This is a genomic window from Rahnella sp. PD12R (genome assembly GCF_019200965.1).
Taxonomy (GTDB): Bacteria; Pseudomonadota; Gammaproteobacteria; order Enterobacterales; family Enterobacteriaceae; genus Rahnella; species Rahnella laticis.
Map to the genome: position 1 here is coordinate 285,932 of NZ_JAHTMS010000006.1, position 17,337 is coordinate 303,268.

Annotated in this window: 14 protein-coding genes; 6 read left to right on the forward strand and 8 right to left on the reverse strand. The window is 53.9% G+C overall.

Annotated features, from left to right (window positions below; translation table 11 throughout):
- Window positions 1-129: 129 nt before the first annotated feature.
- From carA to kefC, 4 genes are all read left to right on the forward strand, one after another.
- A complete protein-coding gene (carA, locus tag KWG64_RS14215; protein ID WP_101075126.1) occupies window positions 130-1,302 on the forward strand; it encodes a glutamine-hydrolyzing carbamoyl-phosphate synthase small subunit in 1,173 nt (390 codons plus the stop codon).
- 18 nt (window positions 1,303-1,320) lie between these two features.
- Window positions 1,321-4,545, forward strand: coding sequence for a carbamoyl-phosphate synthase large subunit (carB, locus tag KWG64_RS14220; protein WP_195813698.1), 3,225 nt, complete (start codon window positions 1,321-1,323; stop codon window positions 4,543-4,545).
- A gap of 125 nt (window positions 4,546-4,670) precedes the next feature.
- On the forward strand, window positions 4,671-5,225 hold the full coding sequence (gene kefF / locus KWG64_RS14225) for a glutathione-regulated potassium-efflux system oxidoreductase KefF (RefSeq protein ID WP_218522241.1): 555 nt from the start codon (window positions 4,671-4,673) through the stop codon (window positions 5,223-5,225).
- Entirely contained in the window at window positions 5,218-7,068 is a 1,851-nt protein-coding gene (gene kefC / locus KWG64_RS14230; protein ID WP_195813699.1) for a glutathione-regulated potassium-efflux system protein KefC, read from the forward strand. Before kefF ends, kefC begins: the two co-directional genes overlap by 8 nt.
- A gap of 57 nt (window positions 7,069-7,125) precedes the next feature.
- On the opposite strand, the gene KWG64_RS14235 is transcribed toward kefC, so the two are convergent.
- Window positions 7,126-7,740, reverse strand: a complete 615-nt coding sequence (locus KWG64_RS14235) for a LysE family translocator (protein WP_195823856.1) — start codon at window positions 7,738-7,740, stop codon at window positions 7,126-7,128.
- 416 nt (window positions 7,741-8,156) lie between these two features.
- Between KWG64_RS14235 and folA the strand changes: the two genes are divergently transcribed.
- Window positions 8,157-8,642, forward strand: coding sequence for a type 3 dihydrofolate reductase (gene folA, locus KWG64_RS14240; RefSeq protein ID WP_195813700.1), 486 nt, complete (start codon window positions 8,157-8,159; stop codon window positions 8,640-8,642).
- A 72-nt stretch (window positions 8,643-8,714) separates the two neighbouring features.
- Here the strand turns inward: folA and apaH are convergent, their stop codons facing one another.
- From apaH to lptD, 6 genes are all read right to left on the reverse strand, one after another.
- Window positions 8,715-9,569, reverse strand: a complete 855-nt coding sequence (gene apaH, locus KWG64_RS14245; RefSeq protein ID WP_218522242.1) for a bis(5'-nucleosyl)-tetraphosphatase (symmetrical) ApaH — start codon at window positions 9,567-9,569, stop codon at window positions 8,715-8,717.
- 5 nt (window positions 9,570-9,574) lie between these two features.
- Entirely contained in the window at window positions 9,575-9,952 is a 378-nt protein-coding gene (gene apaG / locus KWG64_RS14250; protein ID WP_152325163.1) for a Co2+/Mg2+ efflux protein ApaG, read from the reverse strand.
- A 4-nt stretch (window positions 9,953-9,956) separates the two neighbouring features.
- Window positions 9,957-10,784 (reverse strand): 16S rRNA (adenine(1518)-N(6)/adenine(1519)-N(6))-dimethyltransferase RsmA, encoded by an 828-nt coding sequence (rsmA, locus tag KWG64_RS14255; RefSeq protein WP_152325162.1) that lies wholly within the window; start codon window positions 10,782-10,784, stop codon window positions 9,957-9,959.
- Between the two features lie 5 nt (window positions 10,785-10,789).
- Complete coding sequence (gene pdxA, locus KWG64_RS14260) at window positions 10,790-11,797, reverse strand: 4-hydroxythreonine-4-phosphate dehydrogenase PdxA (protein WP_218522243.1); 1,008 nt, start codon at window positions 11,795-11,797, stop codon at window positions 10,790-10,792.
- Window positions 11,787-13,082 carry a peptidylprolyl isomerase SurA gene (surA, locus tag KWG64_RS14265; protein WP_195823854.1) on the reverse strand — a complete coding sequence of 432 codons (1,296 nt, stop codon included), beginning with the start codon at window positions 13,080-13,082 and terminating at the stop codon, window positions 11,787-11,789. Before surA ends, pdxA begins: the two co-directional genes overlap by 11 nt.
- Window positions 13,083-13,167: 85 nt before the next feature.
- The gene (lptD, locus tag KWG64_RS14270) at window positions 13,168-15,543 is read right to left on the reverse strand and encodes an LPS assembly protein LptD (protein ID WP_195823853.1); all 2,376 of its coding nucleotides are present in this window, start codon (window positions 15,541-15,543) and stop codon (window positions 13,168-13,170) included.
- Between the two features lie 181 nt (window positions 15,544-15,724).
- On the opposite strand from lptD, the gene djlA reads away from it, so the two are divergent.
- Window positions 15,725-16,546 carry a co-chaperone DjlA gene (gene djlA, locus KWG64_RS14275; RefSeq protein ID WP_195823852.1) on the forward strand — a complete coding sequence of 274 codons (822 nt, stop codon included), beginning with the start codon at window positions 15,725-15,727 and terminating at the stop codon, window positions 16,544-16,546.
- 62 nt (window positions 16,547-16,608) lie between these two features.
- Here djlA and rluA read toward each other — a convergent pair whose 3' ends face one another.
- Complete coding sequence (gene rluA / locus KWG64_RS14280) at window positions 16,609-17,310, reverse strand: bifunctional tRNA pseudouridine(32) synthase/23S rRNA pseudouridine(746) synthase RluA (RefSeq protein WP_101075140.1); 702 nt, start codon at window positions 17,308-17,310, stop codon at window positions 16,609-16,611.
- Window positions 17,311-17,337 lie beyond the last annotated feature (27 nt).

Here is a 17,337-nt window from a genome sequence, read left to right on the forward strand (position 1 = left end):
CCCCATCGCCCTCTCTAAAATGCCGCCGTTTGCCAAAAATTGGCTTTGGGAGCGATTTTTGCATTGATTTAGATCTCGTTATCTGAATTAATATGCAAATATTGTGATTTATTATTCTTGGAGGATGCTTTGATAAAGTCAGCGCTATTGGTTCTGGAAGACGGAACCCAATTCCACGGTCGGGCCATCGGGGCAGAAGGGTCGGCAGTGGGGGAAGTGGTCTTCAATACGTCGATGACCGGTTATCAAGAAATCCTCACTGATCCTTCCTATTCCCGCCAAATTGTCACTCTCACTTATCCCCATATCGGTAATGTCGGCACCAATGCCGCTGATGAAGAATCCTCCGCAGTACACGCTCAAGGTCTGGTCATTCGCGATTTACCTCTGATTGCCAGCAACTACCGCAGTGAAGAAAACCTCTCTGATTACCTTAAGCGCCATAACATCGTGGCCATCGCCGATATTGATACCCGTAAACTGACTCGCCTGCTTCGCGAAAAAGGTGCGCAAAATGGCTGCATCATCGCGGGCGATTCACCGGATGCTCAGCTGGCGCTGCAAAAAGCCAAAGCATTCCCGGGACTGAAAGGGATGGATCTGGCAAAAGAAGTCACCACAGCGGAATCCTACAGCTGGCAGCAAGGCAGCTGGACGCTCGAAGGTGAGTTGCCTGAAGCTAAGAAAAATGAAGAATTACCGTTCCACGTTGTGGCCTATGACTACGGCGCGAAACGCAACATCCTGCGCATGCTGGTGGATCGCGGTTGCCGCCTGACGGTGGTTCCGGCGCAAACTCCGGCGGCCGACGTGCTGAAACTCAATCCGGACGGCATCTTCCTGTCCAACGGCCCGGGTGACCCGGAACCTTGCGATTACGCCATCGCCGCGATTAAAACTTTCCTCGAAACCGATATTCCGGTGTTCGGCATCTGCCTCGGCCATCAGTTGCTGGCGCTGGCCAGCGGCGCGAAAACGCTGAAGATGAAACTCGGCCACCACGGCGGTAACCACCCGGTTAAAGATATCGATAACAACGTCGTGATGATTACGGCGCAGAACCACGGCTTTGCGGTAGATGAAAATAATCTGCCAGCGAACCTGCGCGTGACGCACAAATCGCTGTTTGACCACACCGTTCAGGGCATTCACCGCACCGATAAAGCGGCGTTCAGCTTCCAGGGACACCCTGAAGCCAGCCCGGGGCCGCACGATGCGGCGCCATTGTTCGACCATTTCATCGAACTGATTAACGCTTACCGCGCTTCTCATAACAACAACGCCACTCTTATAAGCAAATAAATCAGGAGCGAATAAAAAATGCCAAAACGTACAGACATAAAAAGCATCCTGATTCTGGGCGCAGGCCCGATTGTCATCGGCCAGGCGTGTGAGTTTGACTACTCCGGCGCACAGGCGTGTAAAGCGCTGCGTGAAGAGGGTTACCGCGTCATTCTGGTGAACTCCAACCCGGCAACGATTATGACTGACCCGGAAATGGCCGATGCGACTTACATCGAGCCGATTCACTGGGAAGTTGTGCGCAAGATTATTGAGAAAGAACGTCCGGACGCTGTGCTGCCTACCATGGGTGGTCAGACTGCACTGAACTGTGCACTGGAACTGGAACGTCAGGGCGTGCTGGCAGAATTCGGCGTGACCATGATTGGCGCGACCGCAGACGCCATTGATAAAGCCGAAGACCGTCGCCGTTTCGATATCGCGATGAAGAAAATCGGCCTTGATACCGCACGTTCAGGCATTGCGCATACCATGGAAGAAGCGCTGGTGATCGCGGCTGACGTCGGTTTCCCGTGCATCATTCGTCCTTCATTCACCATGGGCGGCACCGGTGGCGGTATCGCGTACAACCGTGAAGAGTTTGAAGAGATTTGCGAACGCGGTCTGGATCTTTCCCCAACCAAAGAGCTGCTGATTGATGAGTCGCTGATTGGCTGGAAAGAGTACGAGATGGAAGTGGTACGTGATAAAAACGACAACTGCATCATCGTCTGCTCAATCGAAAACTTCGATGCGATGGGCATCCACACCGGTGACTCCATAACCGTTGCGCCTGCGCAGACCCTAACCGACAAAGAATACCAAATCATGCGTAACGCCTCGATGGCGGTACTGCGTGAAATCGGCGTAGAAACCGGTGGTTCAAACGTCCAGTTCTCGGTGAACCCGAAAAATGGTCGTCTGATTGTCATCGAAATGAACCCGCGCGTTTCCCGTTCATCAGCACTGGCGTCTAAAGCGACCGGCTTCCCGATTGCAAAAGTCGCCGCGAAACTGGCGGTGGGTTACACCCTCGATGAACTGATGAACGACATCACCGGCGGCAAAACGCCTGCGTCGTTCGAACCGTCCATCGACTACGTTGTGACGAAAATCCCACGTTTTAACTTCGAGAAATTTGCCGGTGCAAACGACCGTCTGACCACGCAGATGAAATCTGTTGGCGAAGTGATGGCGATTGGCCGCACGCAGCAGGAATCGCTGCAAAAAGCCCTTCGCGGTCTGGAAGTGGGCGCAAGCGGCTTCGACCCGAAAGTGAGCCTGGACGACCCGGAAGCGCTGACGAAAATACGCCGCGAGCTGAAAGAAGCGGGCGCGGAGCGTATCTGGTACATCGCTGACGCTTTCCGCGCCGGGATGTCCGTTGACGGTATCTTCAACCTGACCAATGTCGACCGCTGGTTCCTGGTGCAGATAGAAGAGCTGGTGAAACTGGAAAATGAAGTCGCCGAAGGCGGTTTCAACATCCTGACCCATGACTACCTGCGTATGCTCAAACGCAAAGGCTTTGCTGACCTGCGTCTGGCTAAACTGGTGGGTGTATCCGAAAGTGAAGTGCGCAAACTGCGCCACAAATACAATCTGCACCCGGTTTACAAACGTGTGGATACCTGCGCGGCGGAATTCTCGACTGACACGGCGTACATGTACTCCACGTACGAAGAAGAGTGCGAATCCAACCCGACTAACGACAAGCCAAAAATCATGGTGCTGGGCGGCGGTCCGAACCGTATCGGTCAGGGCATTGAGTTCGACTATTGCTGCGTACACGCCTCACTGGCGCTGCGTGAAGACGGTTACGAAACCATCATGGTCAACTGTAACCCTGAAACGGTTTCTACCGACTACGACACTTCTGACCGTCTGTACTTCGAATCGGTCACGCTGGAAGACGTGCTGGAAATCGTGCGCATCGAGCAGCCGAAAGGCGTCATCGTGCAGTACGGCGGCCAGACTCCGCTGAAACTGGCGCGTGAGCTGGAAGCCGCTGGCGTACCGATTATCGGCACCAGCCCGGACGCCATTGACCGTGCCGAAGACCGCGAACGTTTCCAGCAGGCGGTTAATCGTCTGGGCCTGAAACAACCGGCTAACGCCACGGTAGCGACCATCGAACAGGCTGTCGAAAAAGCTGCAGGCATCGGTTATCCGCTGGTGGTTCGTCCGTCGTATGTTCTGGGCGGCCGCGCAATGGAAATCGTTTACGACGAAATCGACCTGCGTCGTTACTTCCAGAATGCGGTCAGCGTGTCCAACGATGCGCCTGTATTGCTTGACCGTTTCCTGGATGACGCTGTTGAAGTGGACGTTGATGCAATTTGCGACGGCGAGCGCGTGCTGATTGGCGGCATCATGGAACACATTGAGCAGGCTGGCGTTCACTCCGGTGACTCCGCATGTTCTCTGCCTTGTTACACGCTGAGCCAGGAAATTCAGGATGTGATGCGTCAGCAGGTCGAGAAACTGGCCTTCGAGCTGAGCGTTCGCGGCCTGATGAACGTTCAGTTCGCGGTGAAAAACAACGAAGTCTACCTGATTGAAGTCAACCCGCGCGCCGCACGTACCGTCCCGTTCGTGTCTAAAGCGACCGGTGTGGCGCTGGCGAAAGTGGCCGCCCGCGTCATGGCAGGCCAGACGCTGGCACAGCAAGGCGTGACGGAAGAAGTCATTCCGCCTTACTACTCCGTCAAAGAAGTGGTGTTGCCGTTCAACAAATTCCCCGGCGTTGACCCGATTCTCGGGCCGGAAATGCGTTCTACCGGTGAAGTCATGGGTGTTGGCCGCACCTTCGCAGAAGCATTCGCGAAAGCGCAGCTGGGCAGCAACTCAGGCATGAAGAAAGCCGGCCGCGCGCTGTTGTCAGTGCGTGAAGGCGACAAAGGCCGCGTCGTGGATTTGGCCGCGAAACTGCTGAAACGCGGCTTCGAGCTGGATGCGACGCACGGGACTGCCGTTGTGCTGGGCGAAGCCGGGATTAACCCGCGCCTGGTCAACAAGGTGCATGAAGGTCGTCCGCACATTCAGGACCGTATTAAAAACGGTGAGTATGTGTACATCGTCAACACCACGGCTGGCCGTCAGGCGATTGAAGACTCCAAGCTGATCCGCCGCAGTGCGCTGCAATATAAAGTGCATTACGACACCACGCTGAACGGCGGTTTCGCCACGGCGATGGCGCTGTCTTCTGACCCGACAGAGCAGGTGACGTCGGTGCAGGAAATGCACGCGAAAATCAAAGGCTAATGGCATAATTGATTGGCAAAAGGCGTGGCGAAAGCTGCGCCTTTCGTCTTTTATACGCAGGGCTTTTTTCCAGAAAGCCGAAAATTGCGTATGCTGAAGTAAATGAAATAAGACAAGAGACCTGCATGATATTAATAATTTACGCCCATCCTTATCCGCGCCATTCGCGGGCCAACCAGGGACTGCTCTCGGCAGTATCAGATTTACCCAACGTCGAAGTCCGTTCACTTTACGACCTGTACCCCGATTTCAATATCGACATTGACGCAGAACAGAAAGCCGTCGAGCGCGCCGATCTGGTGGTTTTCCAGCATCCGATCCAGTGGTACGGCCTGCCGCCGCTGATGAAATTATGGATAGATAAAGTGCTGGAACATGGCTGGGCATATGGTCACGAAGGCAACGCGCTTAACGGAAAACATTGCCTGTGGGCGGTGACGACCGGCGGCAATGAACATCACTTCGAACTGGGCGATCATCCGAATTTCGATGTTCTTGCGCAGCCGTTACAGGCGACGGCGGTTTACTGCGGCATGCGCTGGCTGCCGTACTTTGCGGTACATAACACGTTCATTTGCGACGAAGTGGCGCTGAAAGCAGCCGGTGAAGAATACCGTCAACGCCTGACGGCCTGCCTGAGTCTGAAAGAAGGCTGCCCGCCGGAGGTGAATCATGGATAACCATAACCTGATGATTGAGGGGCTGATTTATCTTGGCTCCGCGGCGCTGTTTGTGCCGATAGCAGTCCGGCTCGGGCTCGGCTCTGTACTGGGTTATCTGATCGCGGGCTGCATTATCGGGCCGTGGGGATTGAAACTGGTTTCTGACGCCGAGTCGATTCTGACGTTTGCGGAAATCGGCGTGGTTCTGATGCTGTTCGTGATTGGTCTTGAGCTGGATCCGAAACGGCTGTGGACAATGCGCGCCTCCGTTTTTGGCGGCGGCAGCATACAGATGGCCGGTTGCGGCATCGTGCTCAGTGCGTTTTGTTATTTCCTCGGTCTGGACTGGAAAATTGCCTTGCTGATTGGCATGACGCTGGCGCTGTCTTCCACCGCGATTGCCATGCAGGCGATGAGCGAACGCAGCCTGACGCCGTCACCGATTGGCCGCAGCGCGTTTGCCGTGCTGTTATTCCAGGATATTGCGGCGATCCCGCTGGTGGCGATGATCCCGCTTCTAGCCAGCACCGGCGAAGCCACAACGCTCCTGAGTTTTGGTCTGTCGGCGGCAAAAGTGGCCGGTGCGCTGGTGCTGGTGGTGTTGCTCGGACGTTACGTTACGCGGCCTTTGCTGCATTTTGTTGCCCGTTCCGGCATGCGCGAAGTGTTCAGCGCCGTGGCACTTTTCCTGGTGTTCGGTTTCGGCATTCTGCTTGAAATGGCCGGCATGTCGATGGCGATGGGCGCGTTTCTGGCGGGCGTATTGCTGGCGAGTTCGGAATACCGTCACGCGTTGGAAAGCGATATTCAGCCGTTCAAAGGTTTGCTCCTTGGCCTGTTCTTTATCGGTGTCGGGATGTCTATCGACTTCGGCACGCTGGTGCATCAGCCGTTGCTGATTGCCACCTTGCTGGTGGGCTTTATGGCGCTCAAGGCGGCGCTGTTGTGGCTGATTGCGCCGTGGCTGGGCGTACCGAAAAAACAGCGTGGTCTTTTTGCGATCTTAATCGGGCAGGGTAGTGAATTCGCCTTCGTAATTTTCAGTGCTGCGAAAATGGCTGGCGTGATGCCTGACGAATGGTCGAAAGCGCTGACGCTCGCCGTTGCGCTCTCAATGGCCGTAACGCCGCTGCTGCTGGTGATTGCGAACCGCATGGAGCGCAATGCGCCGAAAGATGACCGTCCGCAGGACACCATTGACGAAGAAAATGCGCAGGTGATAATCGCGGGGTTTGGTCGTTTCGGGCAGATTGCCGGTCGTTTGTTGCTGGCCAATAATGTTCATACCGTCGTTCTGGACCACGATCCGGATCATATCGAAACGTTGCGTAAATTCGGCACCAAAGTGTTTTACGGTGACGCGACCCGCGTGGATTTACTCGAATCGGCAGGCGCCGCTCAGGCCAAAGTGCTGATTAACGCCATCGATGACGTTGAAGCTAACCTGCAACTGACGGCGCTGGCGAAAGAGCATTTCCCGAACCTGAAGGTGATTGCGCGTGCCCGCGACGTTGACCACTGGTATCAGCTGCGTCAGTTGGGCGTGGAAGCGCCGGAGCGGGAATTGTTTGAAGGTTCACTGCGCGTGGGGCGTGACGTGCTGGAAGAACTCGGGCTGGATGCGTATGAAGCGCGGGAAAAAGCCGATTTGTTCCGTCGCTATAACCTGAAAATGCTCGAAGCTACTATCGAGAATTACGAGGATACTGAATTCCGTATCGCCAGTATGCAACGTGCGAAGGACATGCTAACCGCGGCCATCGAGCAGGATCAGGAGCGTCTGTCATCGGTTCAGTCTGGCTGGCGCGGGAGTATTGATGGTAAAGCGCCGGAAAAGGATGTGATTGAAGCGAAAGGATAAACTCTGAGGAATCAGAGAGAGAACAAAAAGCCGGCACAGATTTGCCGGCTTTTTTGATCAGCTCAGTGCCACTTTAATGCCCAAACCAATCAGCACGCCGCCCAGCAGTTTATCGATAATCTTCTGCGCTTTCGCCAGACCCCGGCGAACCGGCGCGCTCTGGATTAACAGCGCCAGCGAAGGCCACCAGACCACGGATAAGCTGACAATAATCGACGCGTACCATAGCTTTTCGCCCAGGGTCGAGTTGATCTGCAAGACCTGCGTAAACATCGCCAGGAAAAACAGCGTCGCTTTCGGGTTCAGAAGGTTACACAAGTAACCCTGCACAAACGCGGTACGCAGTTTGACCTGCTGCGGTTCCAGCCCGTCGAGATTCATTTTGCTGTTGCTGCGCGAGAACAATGCCTGAATGCCGACCCAGATCAGATAGGCGGCGCCGACATATTTCAGCAAATCAAACAGCCACGGCGTGGTCGTGATCACCACCGCCAGACCGGCCACGCAGTAAGACATGTGCGTGATGACACCGCAAATAACCCCCAGTGACGTCATGAGTGCCGCAACGCGCGGGTATCGGGCCGCATTTTTGATGACCAGAAAGAAATCGGGGCCGGGAGAAAGCATGCCGAGGAACGCAATACTGGCAACAAAAAGGGTGGTTTCAAGCATGGAAATAACCGTCGTTAATGTTCAGAACAAAATGAAGGCCGCATGATACGCCAATCCCCGGCAATATAAATCACTCTTATGGCTTTTTTTGCCGGACTGACATTTCGGTTAATGGTGGAAAGGGCGGTGACTGTACCGTAATCGCCCCGGTGTGTAAGCGCAGTTGTACAAGCGCGATCGGAGAGGCAAACTACAGATCGCGTTTCCAGCATTTTCGGCTGGGTAAATGAAAATTCTTCCGGTTTTTAACCCCCTTTCAGGCCAGAAACTGGCACATCGGGCGGGTAAAATCCCGTCAGGGTAAGAGCGCTCTTATATCTTTGTAAAGCGTGAGTCTCCCTATCGACGGTTGATTGGGCTTTCCGTATAGTGTGGGCTCTTTTTTTGAGTCTCTTTAATCAACACAGGGCTTCATAATGATTATCAGCCTGATCGCCGCACTGGCGACCGATCGCGTTATTGGCATGGAAAACGCAATGCCTTGGCATTTACCCGGTGATCTGGCCTGGTTTAAGCGTAATACGCTCAACAAACCTGTCATCATGGGGCGCAAGACGTTCGAGTCGATTGGGCGACCGTTACCTGGCCGGCTGAACATCGTCATCAGCTCAAAGCCTGGTGAGCACGACGGCGTGACCTGGGTGACGTCTGTGGAGGCCGCACTGGCCGCAGCCGGTGATGTGGAAGAAGTGATGGTGATGGGCGGTGGCCGCGTATACGAGCAATTATTGCCGAAGGCGAACCGTTTATACCTGACCCATATTGATGCGGAAGTGGAAGGGGATACGCATTTCCCTGACTACGAGCCGGATGACTGGGAAAGCACTTTCAGCGAATTCCATGACGCTGATGAGCAAAACTCTCATGGCTACTGCTTCGAAATCCTTGACCGTCGCGCCTGATTTTTCAGGCTGACGCGTAAAGCAAAAAGGCACCTTTCAGGGGTGCCTTTTGACTTTTATCCCGCCCAAAAACTACAGCGCTTTCGGCAGCTCAGATTGCTCTTTTTCTTTATGACGGTTCGACGGCTGGGTGAAATAGGTTTTATCTTCCCAGCGCAGCATCGTTAAATCCCCGCCCCAGCAACAACCGGTGTCCAGCGCGTAAATGCCTTCCGGCGCGCCTTTTCCTTCCAGCGATGCCCAGTGGCCAAACGCAATGCTGTAACCCGCTTCCTGCACCGGGCCCGGAATATCAAACCAGGGTTTGAGGGGTTTCGGCGCGTTCTCGGGTACATCTTTGCAAATCATATCCAACTGCCCGTTCGGGAAACAGTAGCGCATGCGGGTGAACGCATTGGTACTGAATCGCAAACGCGCCAGACCGCTCAGCTCCGGATGCCAGTTGTTCGGCATATCGCCGTACATGGCATCGAGAAACAGCGGGTAAGTGTCGCTGCTCAGCACGGCTTCGACTTCGCGGGCGCACATTTTTGCAGTGTTGAGATCCCATTGCGGTGTGATCCCGGCATGAGCCATCACCAGTTTCAGATCTTCATCTACCTGCAATACCGGCTGACGACGCAGCCAGTTGATCAGCTCATCGGCATCTTCTGCTTCAAGTAACGGCGTAATGCGATCTTTCGGCTTGTTAAAGCTGATGCCCGCGTAAACCGCCAGCAGATGCAAATCGTGATTACCGAGCACCATTCGCACGCAGTCGCCCAAACCACTGACAAAACGCAGGACTTCAACAGAAGACGGCCCGCGCGCGACGAGATCGCCCGTCAGCCAGAGAACATCAGTTTGCGGATCAAAATCCACCTGCGCCAATAGCGCCTTGAGTTCATCGATGCAGCCGTGAACATCACCAATAAGATATGTCGACATGTGGATTAGTTTATCAGCGTAGGGATGGCGAGGCGGAAGACCGGGATCGGCACGCGGAAGCTTTCACCGTCGTGCGCGACCATTTCGTAATGGCCTTCCATCGTGCCCAGTGGCGTTTCTAAAACAGCGCCGCTGGTGTAGTGGAATTCATTGCCGGGCAGGATCAGCGGTTGTTCACCGATAACCCCTTCGCCCTGAACTTCGGTCTGGCGGCCGTTACTGTTGGTGATCAGCCAGTAACGGCGAAGCAGTTGCACATTAAAACGCCCCAGATTGCGGATCGTGATGGTGTAGGCGAAAACAAAACGTTCTTCTTCCGGTATCGACTGTGACTCTACGTAGATACTTTGCACCTGAACACAAACACGGGGCGAATTAAGCATAACGCTACTCCTGAGGTTCCGGGGTTTTAGGCCGCGTGGACAACCAGTTAGCCAGTTTACAGTATTGCTCAACCGAAATATTTTCAGCACGCATGCTGAGATCTAAGCCCAGCTCCGTCATTTGCTCAGGAGTGAACAGATGGCCGAGGCTGTTACGCACAGTCTTACGACGCTGATTGAACGCGTCGGTAGTCAGGCGGCTCAGAATGCGGATATCAGAAACCGGATAAGGGATCACGTCATGCGGCACTAAACGCACCACGGCGGATTCCACTTTTGGCGCCGGTGTAAAGGATTCCGGCGGCACTTCCAGTACAGGGATAACGTTGCAGTAATACTGCGCCATCACCGTTAAACGACCATACGCTTTGCTGTTCGGGCCTGCAACCAGGCGGTTTACCACTTCCTTCTGCAACATGAAATGCATGTCTTTGATGGCGTTGGTGTAGGTGAACAGGTGGAACATCAGCGGCGTGGAAATGTTATACGGCAGGTTGCCGAATACGCGCAGCGGCTGGCCAAGCTCTTCGGAGAGCTCGCCAAAATTGATTTTCATGGCATCAGACTGAATGACGCGCAGCTTGCCCTGAAACTTCGGATTGTTTTCCAGACGTGTAGCCAGATCGCGGTCGAGTTCGATGACCGTCATGCTGTCCAGACGTGAAGCGACGGGCTCAGTTAATGCAGCCAGGCCAGGACCGATTTCGACGACAGATTCGCCCGGCATAGGATGAATGGCCGACACGATGCTATCGATAACAAACTGATCGGTTAAGAAGTTTTGCCCAAAACGTTTACGGGCAAAGTGACCTTGGTGGACTCTACTATTCATTGTTGTTATTTATCGTTGCTGTTATTTGCCATACGAATGGCGAGATTTATTGCTGTCTTGAAACTGCCTGCATCGGCGGTGCCGGTTGCAGCGAGTTCAAGGGCGGTGCCGTGATCAACGGAAGTCCGGATAAAGGGAAGGCCCAGCGTGATATTCACGGCGCGACCGAATCCCTGATATTTTAGCACCGGAAGGCCCTGATCGTGATACATCGATAAAACAGCATCGGCGTGTTGCAGATATTTAGGCTGGAATAACGTATCAGCGGGCAGCGGACCGATAAGATGCATTCCCTGCTGGCGCAGTTCTTCCAGCGCAGGGATGATGATGTCTATTTCCTCATGACCCATATGACCGCCTTCTCCGGCGTGCGGATTCAGACCACACACGTAGATTTGCGGCTTGGCGATGCCGAATTTGGTTCTCAGATCATGATTCAAAATGGTGATGACTTCGTGCAGACATTCGCGCGTGATCGCACCCGGTACGGCTAACAGCGGTAAATGCGTGGTCGCCAGCGCGACGCGCAGTTCTTCCGTTGCCAGCATCATCACAACACGGTTGCAGTGACTGCGGTCAGCAAAGAATTCGGTATGACCGATAAACGGGATACCGGCATCGTTAATGATGCTCTTTTGCACAGGGCCGGTAATCAGCGCGGCAAACTCACCGCTGATTGCGCCATCGCAGGCGCGGGCCAGCGTTTCTACCACGTACTGGCTGTTGGCGACATCCAGTTTACCGGGCGTGACAGGCACAGCTGTGCTGACCGGTAAAACCGTTAATGTCCCCGCGGCCTGAGGTTCTGCCGGGCTGTCTTTCTGGTATTCGCGCAACTGGATCTTCAGACCCAGTTTTTCAGCGCGCTCAAGCAGCAGGGCCGGATCGGCACACACCACCAGCTCAACAGGCCATGCCTGCTGAGCCAGCGCCAGTACCAGATCCGGCCCAACCCCGGCAGGTTCGCCGGGGGTGATGACGACAGATTTCGTTGTCAGTGTTTTATTGTCCATTACCGTCCATAATTTTCACGTACGCTTCAGCACGTTGTTCCTGCATCCAGGTCTGGGCTTCTTCCGCAAATTTACGGTTGAACAGCATGCGGTAAGCACGTTCTTTTTGTGCCGCATCTGTTTTATCAACCTGACGGGTATCCAGTAACTGGATCAGGTGCCAGCCGAACGAAGAATGAACTGGCGCACTGACTTCACCTTTTTTCAGGTTCATCAGCGCATCGCGGAACGCAGGATCGTACATATCCGGAGACGCCCAACCTAAGTCGCCGCCCTGATTTGCAGAACCCGGATCCTGAGAAAGCTGTTTCGCTTCATCAGCAAACGTTGCTTTGCCGCTCTTAATATCCGCCGCAGCCTGTTCCAGTTTCGCGCGCGCCTGAGCATCGGTCATCACAACGGATGGCTTGATCAGGATATGGCGTGCATGGACTTCAGTGACGGAAACGCTTTTGTTATCACCACGGATATCGTTCACTTTCAGGATGTGGAAGCCCACGCCTGAACGGATCGGACCGATGACTTGACCTTTCTGCGCAGTGCTCAGCGCCTGAGCGAACAGGGAAGGTAATTCCTGCAATTTGCCCCAACCCATGTTGCCGCCTTTCAGCGCCTGGGAATCGGCAGAGTAGGTGATAGCCAGTTTTCCGAAGTCCGCGCCGTTGTTCAGATCGGCAACGATTTTCTTCGCCAGCTGTTCAGCTGTATCAACCTGATCCTGTGTTGGGTTTTCCGGCAATGGCAACAGGATATGGCTGAGGTTAAATTCAGCGCTGCTGCCGTTCTGAGCCGCAACCTGTTTGGACAGCTGATCCACTTCCTGAGGCAGGATCGTCACGCGACGGCGAACTTCGCTGTTACGGACTTCGCTGATCAGCATTTCTTTGCGGATCTGGGCGCGATAAGTGCTGTAGTTCAGACCGTCATAAGCCAGACGGCTACGCAGCTGGTCAACGGAAATATTGTTCTGCTGTGCAATACCGGCAATCGCTTTATCCACATCCTGATCGGTCAGCGTGATACCCATGCGGGTCGCCATCTGCAACTGGATCTGATCCATGATCAGCCGATCCAGGATCTGGTGGCGCAACGTTGCTTCATCGGGCAGCTGTTGGTTCGCTTGCTTGGCCTGCTGCGTTACTGACTGATACAGGCTGTCTACGTCACTTTGCAATACGACGCCGTTGTTGACGACGGCGGCAACTTTATCAACTTCCTGAGGGGCTGCAAACGCAGTGCTGGCACAAAGCGTCACGCCGAGGAGAAGTGTTCTCCAGTTCTTCATACTTTTTCCATTTGTCTAATCCGCAAGCGCGGGTTTCAAGTTCACTGAGTTCGTAGAGTCTTAACTCATCAATCGTGGTATCGGCTTAGAAAGCGCGTTGATAAGGCAGTATGCCGCTGGCCAACATTTCTTTCGTTCCGAGGGTTTGATTGTTCCCCAGGCCTCTAAGTTCAATGTTGAATCCAATCTTATTGTCATACTTGCTTTCGGACTTAACAGTATCGTAGTTGGTGATCTTACGTTCGTAGCCCACGTTGATGGCCCAGCAGCAAGTGTTGTACTGCAAACCAATCAGCTGATCGGCAGATTGCTGTGCTTTCGTGTCGTAATAATAGGCCGCAACAATCGCCCAGCGGTCAGCAATTGGCCAGCTGGCGATGCCGCCCACCTGAGAAATACCATCCTGATAACCCGGGTTGGTCACGCTCGGCAGTGTCGCCTGAATATATTCCGGGCTGGCATAACGGTAGCTCAACTGAACCATTCTTTCTGAGTCAGCGCGGTATTCCAGAACGGCATCGCCCAGCGCCAGCGCATCTAAACGGGTGTCATACTGCACGCCGCCACGAACGCCCCAGAAGTCATTGATTTTGTAATAGCTGTCACCGGCCCAAACCAGGCTGCCTCTGTCATCACTTTTGTCCAGAACACTGTTCACGTCACCCGTGCGCGGTGGCTGGAAGTAGTAAATCTGACCGGCAGACGCATTAAAGCGCTCTTCCAGATTTTCGTCATAAATACGGGTGGTTAAACCGGTTGCCACCTGGTTTGCCGAAGCAATACGGTCCAGGCCGCTGTAACTTTTATCACGGAACAGACCGGTATAGTCGGACTGCAACAGCGTCGAGTCATAGGTATTAATCCCGCTCTGGTTACGATACGGAATGTACAAATATTGTGCGCGTGGTTCGAGGGTCTGGGTGTAATCACTGTTCCAGTCCATCGTCCTGTCGAAGACCATTTTGCCGTCGGTTTTGAACTCAGGCATAACGCGGTTTACTGAAGAACGCAGTTTGGTATTCGGGTTCGCATCGTAATACGCATCCGGAATATCCTGCTGATAGTGTGTCGCCATCAGCTTAACTTCGTTATCCAGACTTCCCCAGGCGTTGCTCAGTGGCAGGCTCAGGGTCGGTTCGAAGTGCGTACGCACCGCTTCCGGGTTATCAGGGTTAACGCTGGTGAATTTCACCGCCTGACCATAAAGATGCAGGTCAAAAGGCCCCACATCGTTTTTGTAATAGTTAATGTCCAGCTGTGGCTGGGCGCGGTAAGCATTGCTGTTACCGTAGTCCGAGAACACCTGGAATTGTTTGCTGGCCAGCGTCACATCCCAGTTTTCGTTGGCATAACCTACGCTAAACTTCTGGGTGGAATAGCCGTCAGTACTTGAACCGTATTTCGAATCGAAATCGGTGAAGTAGTACGGATCACTGACCTTGGTGTAGTCGACGTTGAAGCGCCACACCTGATCGTATACACCGGCATGGCGCCAGTAGTACATCCAGCGCTTAGTCTTATCGCTGGTCCGGTTCTCATCATCCACGTACTGCTGATCGATTTTCTTATCGTTGCCCAGATAATCGAACTCCATCAGACCTGCACCGGCCACGGTCAGATAGCGGAATTCGTTCTGCAATTGCAGACCACGGTTGCTCATGTAGTTCGGCGTGATCGTGGCATCGTAGTTTGGCGCGATGTTCCAGTACCAGGGAACGGTCAGGCCGAAGCCATTGTTGCTGCTGTATTTGGCGTTCGGAATAAGGAAGCCCGAGCGGCGTTTATCACCGATCGGCAACTGCATATACGGGCTGTAGAACACCGGAACCGGGCCAATATGGAAACGCGCGTTCCAGATTTCAGCCACTTCTTCCTGGCGATCCTGAATCACTTCTGAACCCACCACGCTCCAGCTGTTATCACCAGGCAGACAGGTTGTGAAAGTGCCGTTATCCATGATGGTGTAGCGGTTGTTGTCACGCTGCTTCATCTTGTCGGCATTACCGCGGCCCTGACGGCCTACCATCTGGTAATCACCGTTCTGAACATCGGTATCTTTGGTGGTCAGGTTTGCAAAGCCTTTTGGCCCGTTCAGCTTGATCTGATTATCGTTATAACGCACGTTCCCGGTCGCCGTGGCGGTACGGGTCGGAGTGGGCTGATTCGGGTTGGCAATTTGGTTGAGCTGAACATGATCGGCATCGAGCGTACTGTTACCCTGAACGATATTCACGTTGCCGCTGAAAAGCGCGCTGTCAGGATAATTTCCGGTGGCCTTGTCGGCATTGATGGTCACAGGCAGTGAATTAGGATCACCCTGCACCAAAGGTTTGTCATAGGTCGGAACGCCGAGCATACATTGTTGCGCGAGGTCGGCCATTGCGCCGTGACTGTACAATACTGACCAGATTGTGGCAGCCAGCACTGTGGGTAAGCGTGTTTTCAGACGTCTGTTTTTCATACGTAAAATGGTGTTCCGTCATCAGAGGCATCATGCCGGCAAACGGTCAGAGACTATCTCACTCATCATGGTTGCGCTAGTGTTAAATCCAACCTATTACGTTGCCGCCGTTAGGCACAACGATAAATGCCGGTTATGATAAAGCAATTTTTAAGCGACGGCATGGCGAATTGAGGAGTATATGCAGTATTGGGGAAAACTGCTCGGACTTATCCTGGGCTTATGGTCCGGTTTAGGCTTCTGGGGAATTGTTTCAGGGGTGTTGATAGGGCATATGTTTGATACCGCGCGTTCCGCGAAACGCCGGGGATATTTCGCCGATCAACAGACACGTCAAACCATCTTTTTCCGCACCACATTTGAAGTGATGGGGAATCTGACTAAATCAAAAGGCAGAGTGACCGAGGCGGATATACAAATCGCCAGTCTTTACATGGAACGTATGCAGTTGCACGGTGAGCAGCGTGAAGCCGCCCAGCGCGCCTTTCGCGACGGGAAAGATGCGAATTACCCGTTGCGGGAAAAAATGCGGGCATTGCGTACTGCATGTTTTGGCCGCTTTGATCTGATCCGGACTTTTCTGGAAATCCAGATCCAGGCGGCGTATGCCGACGGCTCTTTGCACCCGAACGAGCGCGAAGTGCTGTATGTGATTGCCGAGGAACTCGGGATCTCCCGCATGCAGTTCGATCAGTTCCTGCGCATGATGGAAGGCGGACAACAGTTCGGCGGAAATCAGCAGGGCGGTCACTCTTATCGCGGCGGTTATCACCAGACACAGCAAGGCCCGACGCTGGCCGATGCCTGTAAAGTGCTGGGCGTGAATGCCACGGATGACGCGACCACCATCAAACGGGCGTACCGCAAACTGATGGGCGAACATCACCCGGACAAATTGGTTGCGAAAGGTTTGCCGCCGGAAATGATGGAAATGGCGAAAGAGAAAGCGCAGTCGATTCAGGCCGCGTATGACCTGATCAAAAGAGAGAAAGGTTTTAAGTAATCTTCTCCGACGCAAAAGTAAAAGGCGCTGAATTCAGCGCCTTTTTTGTGTCTTCCGGAAACTTAAAAATCCGGCTCGCAGTTAAATACCAGAGGCGCATCAGTGATCGGATGGTAAAACGACAGCTCCTGCGCATGCAGTTGCAGACGGTCAGCGGCGGCCAGCGCCTGCGGATGTGCGTAAAACTTATCGCCCAGAATCGGATGCCCGAGGGCCAGTAAGTGCACGCGCAGCTGGTGCGAACGCCCGGTAATCGGCCGGAGTTTGACGCGCGTCGTGCCGTCTTCATCCCAGGACATCACTTCATACTGCGTCAGCGCTTTCTTCCCGGTCTCATGGCAAACTTTCTGCTTAGGCCGGTTGGGGTAATCGCAAATCAGCGGCAAATCAATAATGCCGTAATCTTCTTCGACCCGTCCCCAGACGCGCGCGATATACACTTTCTTGGTTTCGCGTTCGCGGAACTGGCGTTTAAGCTCACGCTCAGCTTCTTTGGTCAGCGCCACCACAATCACGCCACTGGTCGACATATCCAGACGATGCACCGATTCCGCTTCCGGATATTGCTGCTGAATGCGCGTCATCAGGCTGTCCTGATGCTCGGCTAATTTCCCCGGCACTGAAAGCAACCCGCTTGGTTTATTGACCACCATGATGTGTTCATCCTGGAAAATCACCTGCAACCAGGGATCGGTCGGCGGATTGTAATTCTCCAGCGGCCGGGTTTTGGACGGTTCAGGCATTGTCGGTTGATGTTCGCTCATAGCGGTTTCAGTCTGCATTCAGGGTGA

Excerpts from the sequence above, each read along its gene's own strand:
- carB (WP_195813698.1), top strand. The coding sequence starts at position 1,321 with ATGCCAAAACGTACAGACATAAAAAGCATCCTGATTCTGGGCGCAGGC.
- kefF (WP_218522241.1), top strand. The coding sequence starts at position 4,671 with ATGATATTAATAATTTACGCCCATCCTTATCCGCGCCATTCGCGGGCC.
- kefC (WP_195813699.1), top strand. The coding sequence starts at position 5,218 with ATGGATAACCATAACCTGATGATTGAGGGGCTGATTTATCTTGGCTCC.
- KWG64_RS14235 (WP_195823856.1), bottom strand. The coding sequence starts at position 7,740 with ATGCTTGAAACCACCCTTTTTGTTGCCAGTATTGCGTTCCTCGGCATG.
- folA (WP_195813700.1), top strand. The coding sequence starts at position 8,157 with ATGATTATCAGCCTGATCGCCGCACTGGCGACCGATCGCGTTATTGGC.
- apaH (WP_218522242.1), bottom strand. The coding sequence starts at position 9,569 with ATGTCGACATATCTTATTGGTGATGTTCACGGCTGCATCGATGAACTC.
- apaG (WP_152325163.1), bottom strand. The coding sequence starts at position 9,952 with ATGCTTAATTCGCCCCGTGTTTGTGTTCAGGTGCAAAGTATCTACGTA.
- rsmA (WP_152325162.1), bottom strand. The coding sequence starts at position 10,784 with ATGAATAGTAGAGTCCACCAAGGTCACTTTGCCCGTAAACGTTTTGGG.
- pdxA (WP_218522243.1), bottom strand. The coding sequence starts at position 11,797 with ATGGACAATAAAACACTGACAACGAAATCTGTCGTCATCACCCCCGGC.
- surA (WP_195823854.1), bottom strand. The coding sequence starts at position 13,082 with ATGAAGAACTGGAGAACACTTCTCCTCGGCGTGACGCTTTGTGCCAGC.
- lptD (WP_195823853.1), bottom strand. The coding sequence starts at position 15,543 with ATGAAAAACAGACGTCTGAAAACACGCTTACCCACAGTGCTGGCTGCC.
- djlA (WP_195823852.1), top strand. The coding sequence starts at position 15,725 with ATGCAGTATTGGGGAAAACTGCTCGGACTTATCCTGGGCTTATGGTCC.
- rluA (WP_101075140.1), bottom strand. The coding sequence starts at position 17,310 with ATGAGCGAACATCAACCGACAATGCCTGAACCGTCCAAAACCCGGCCG.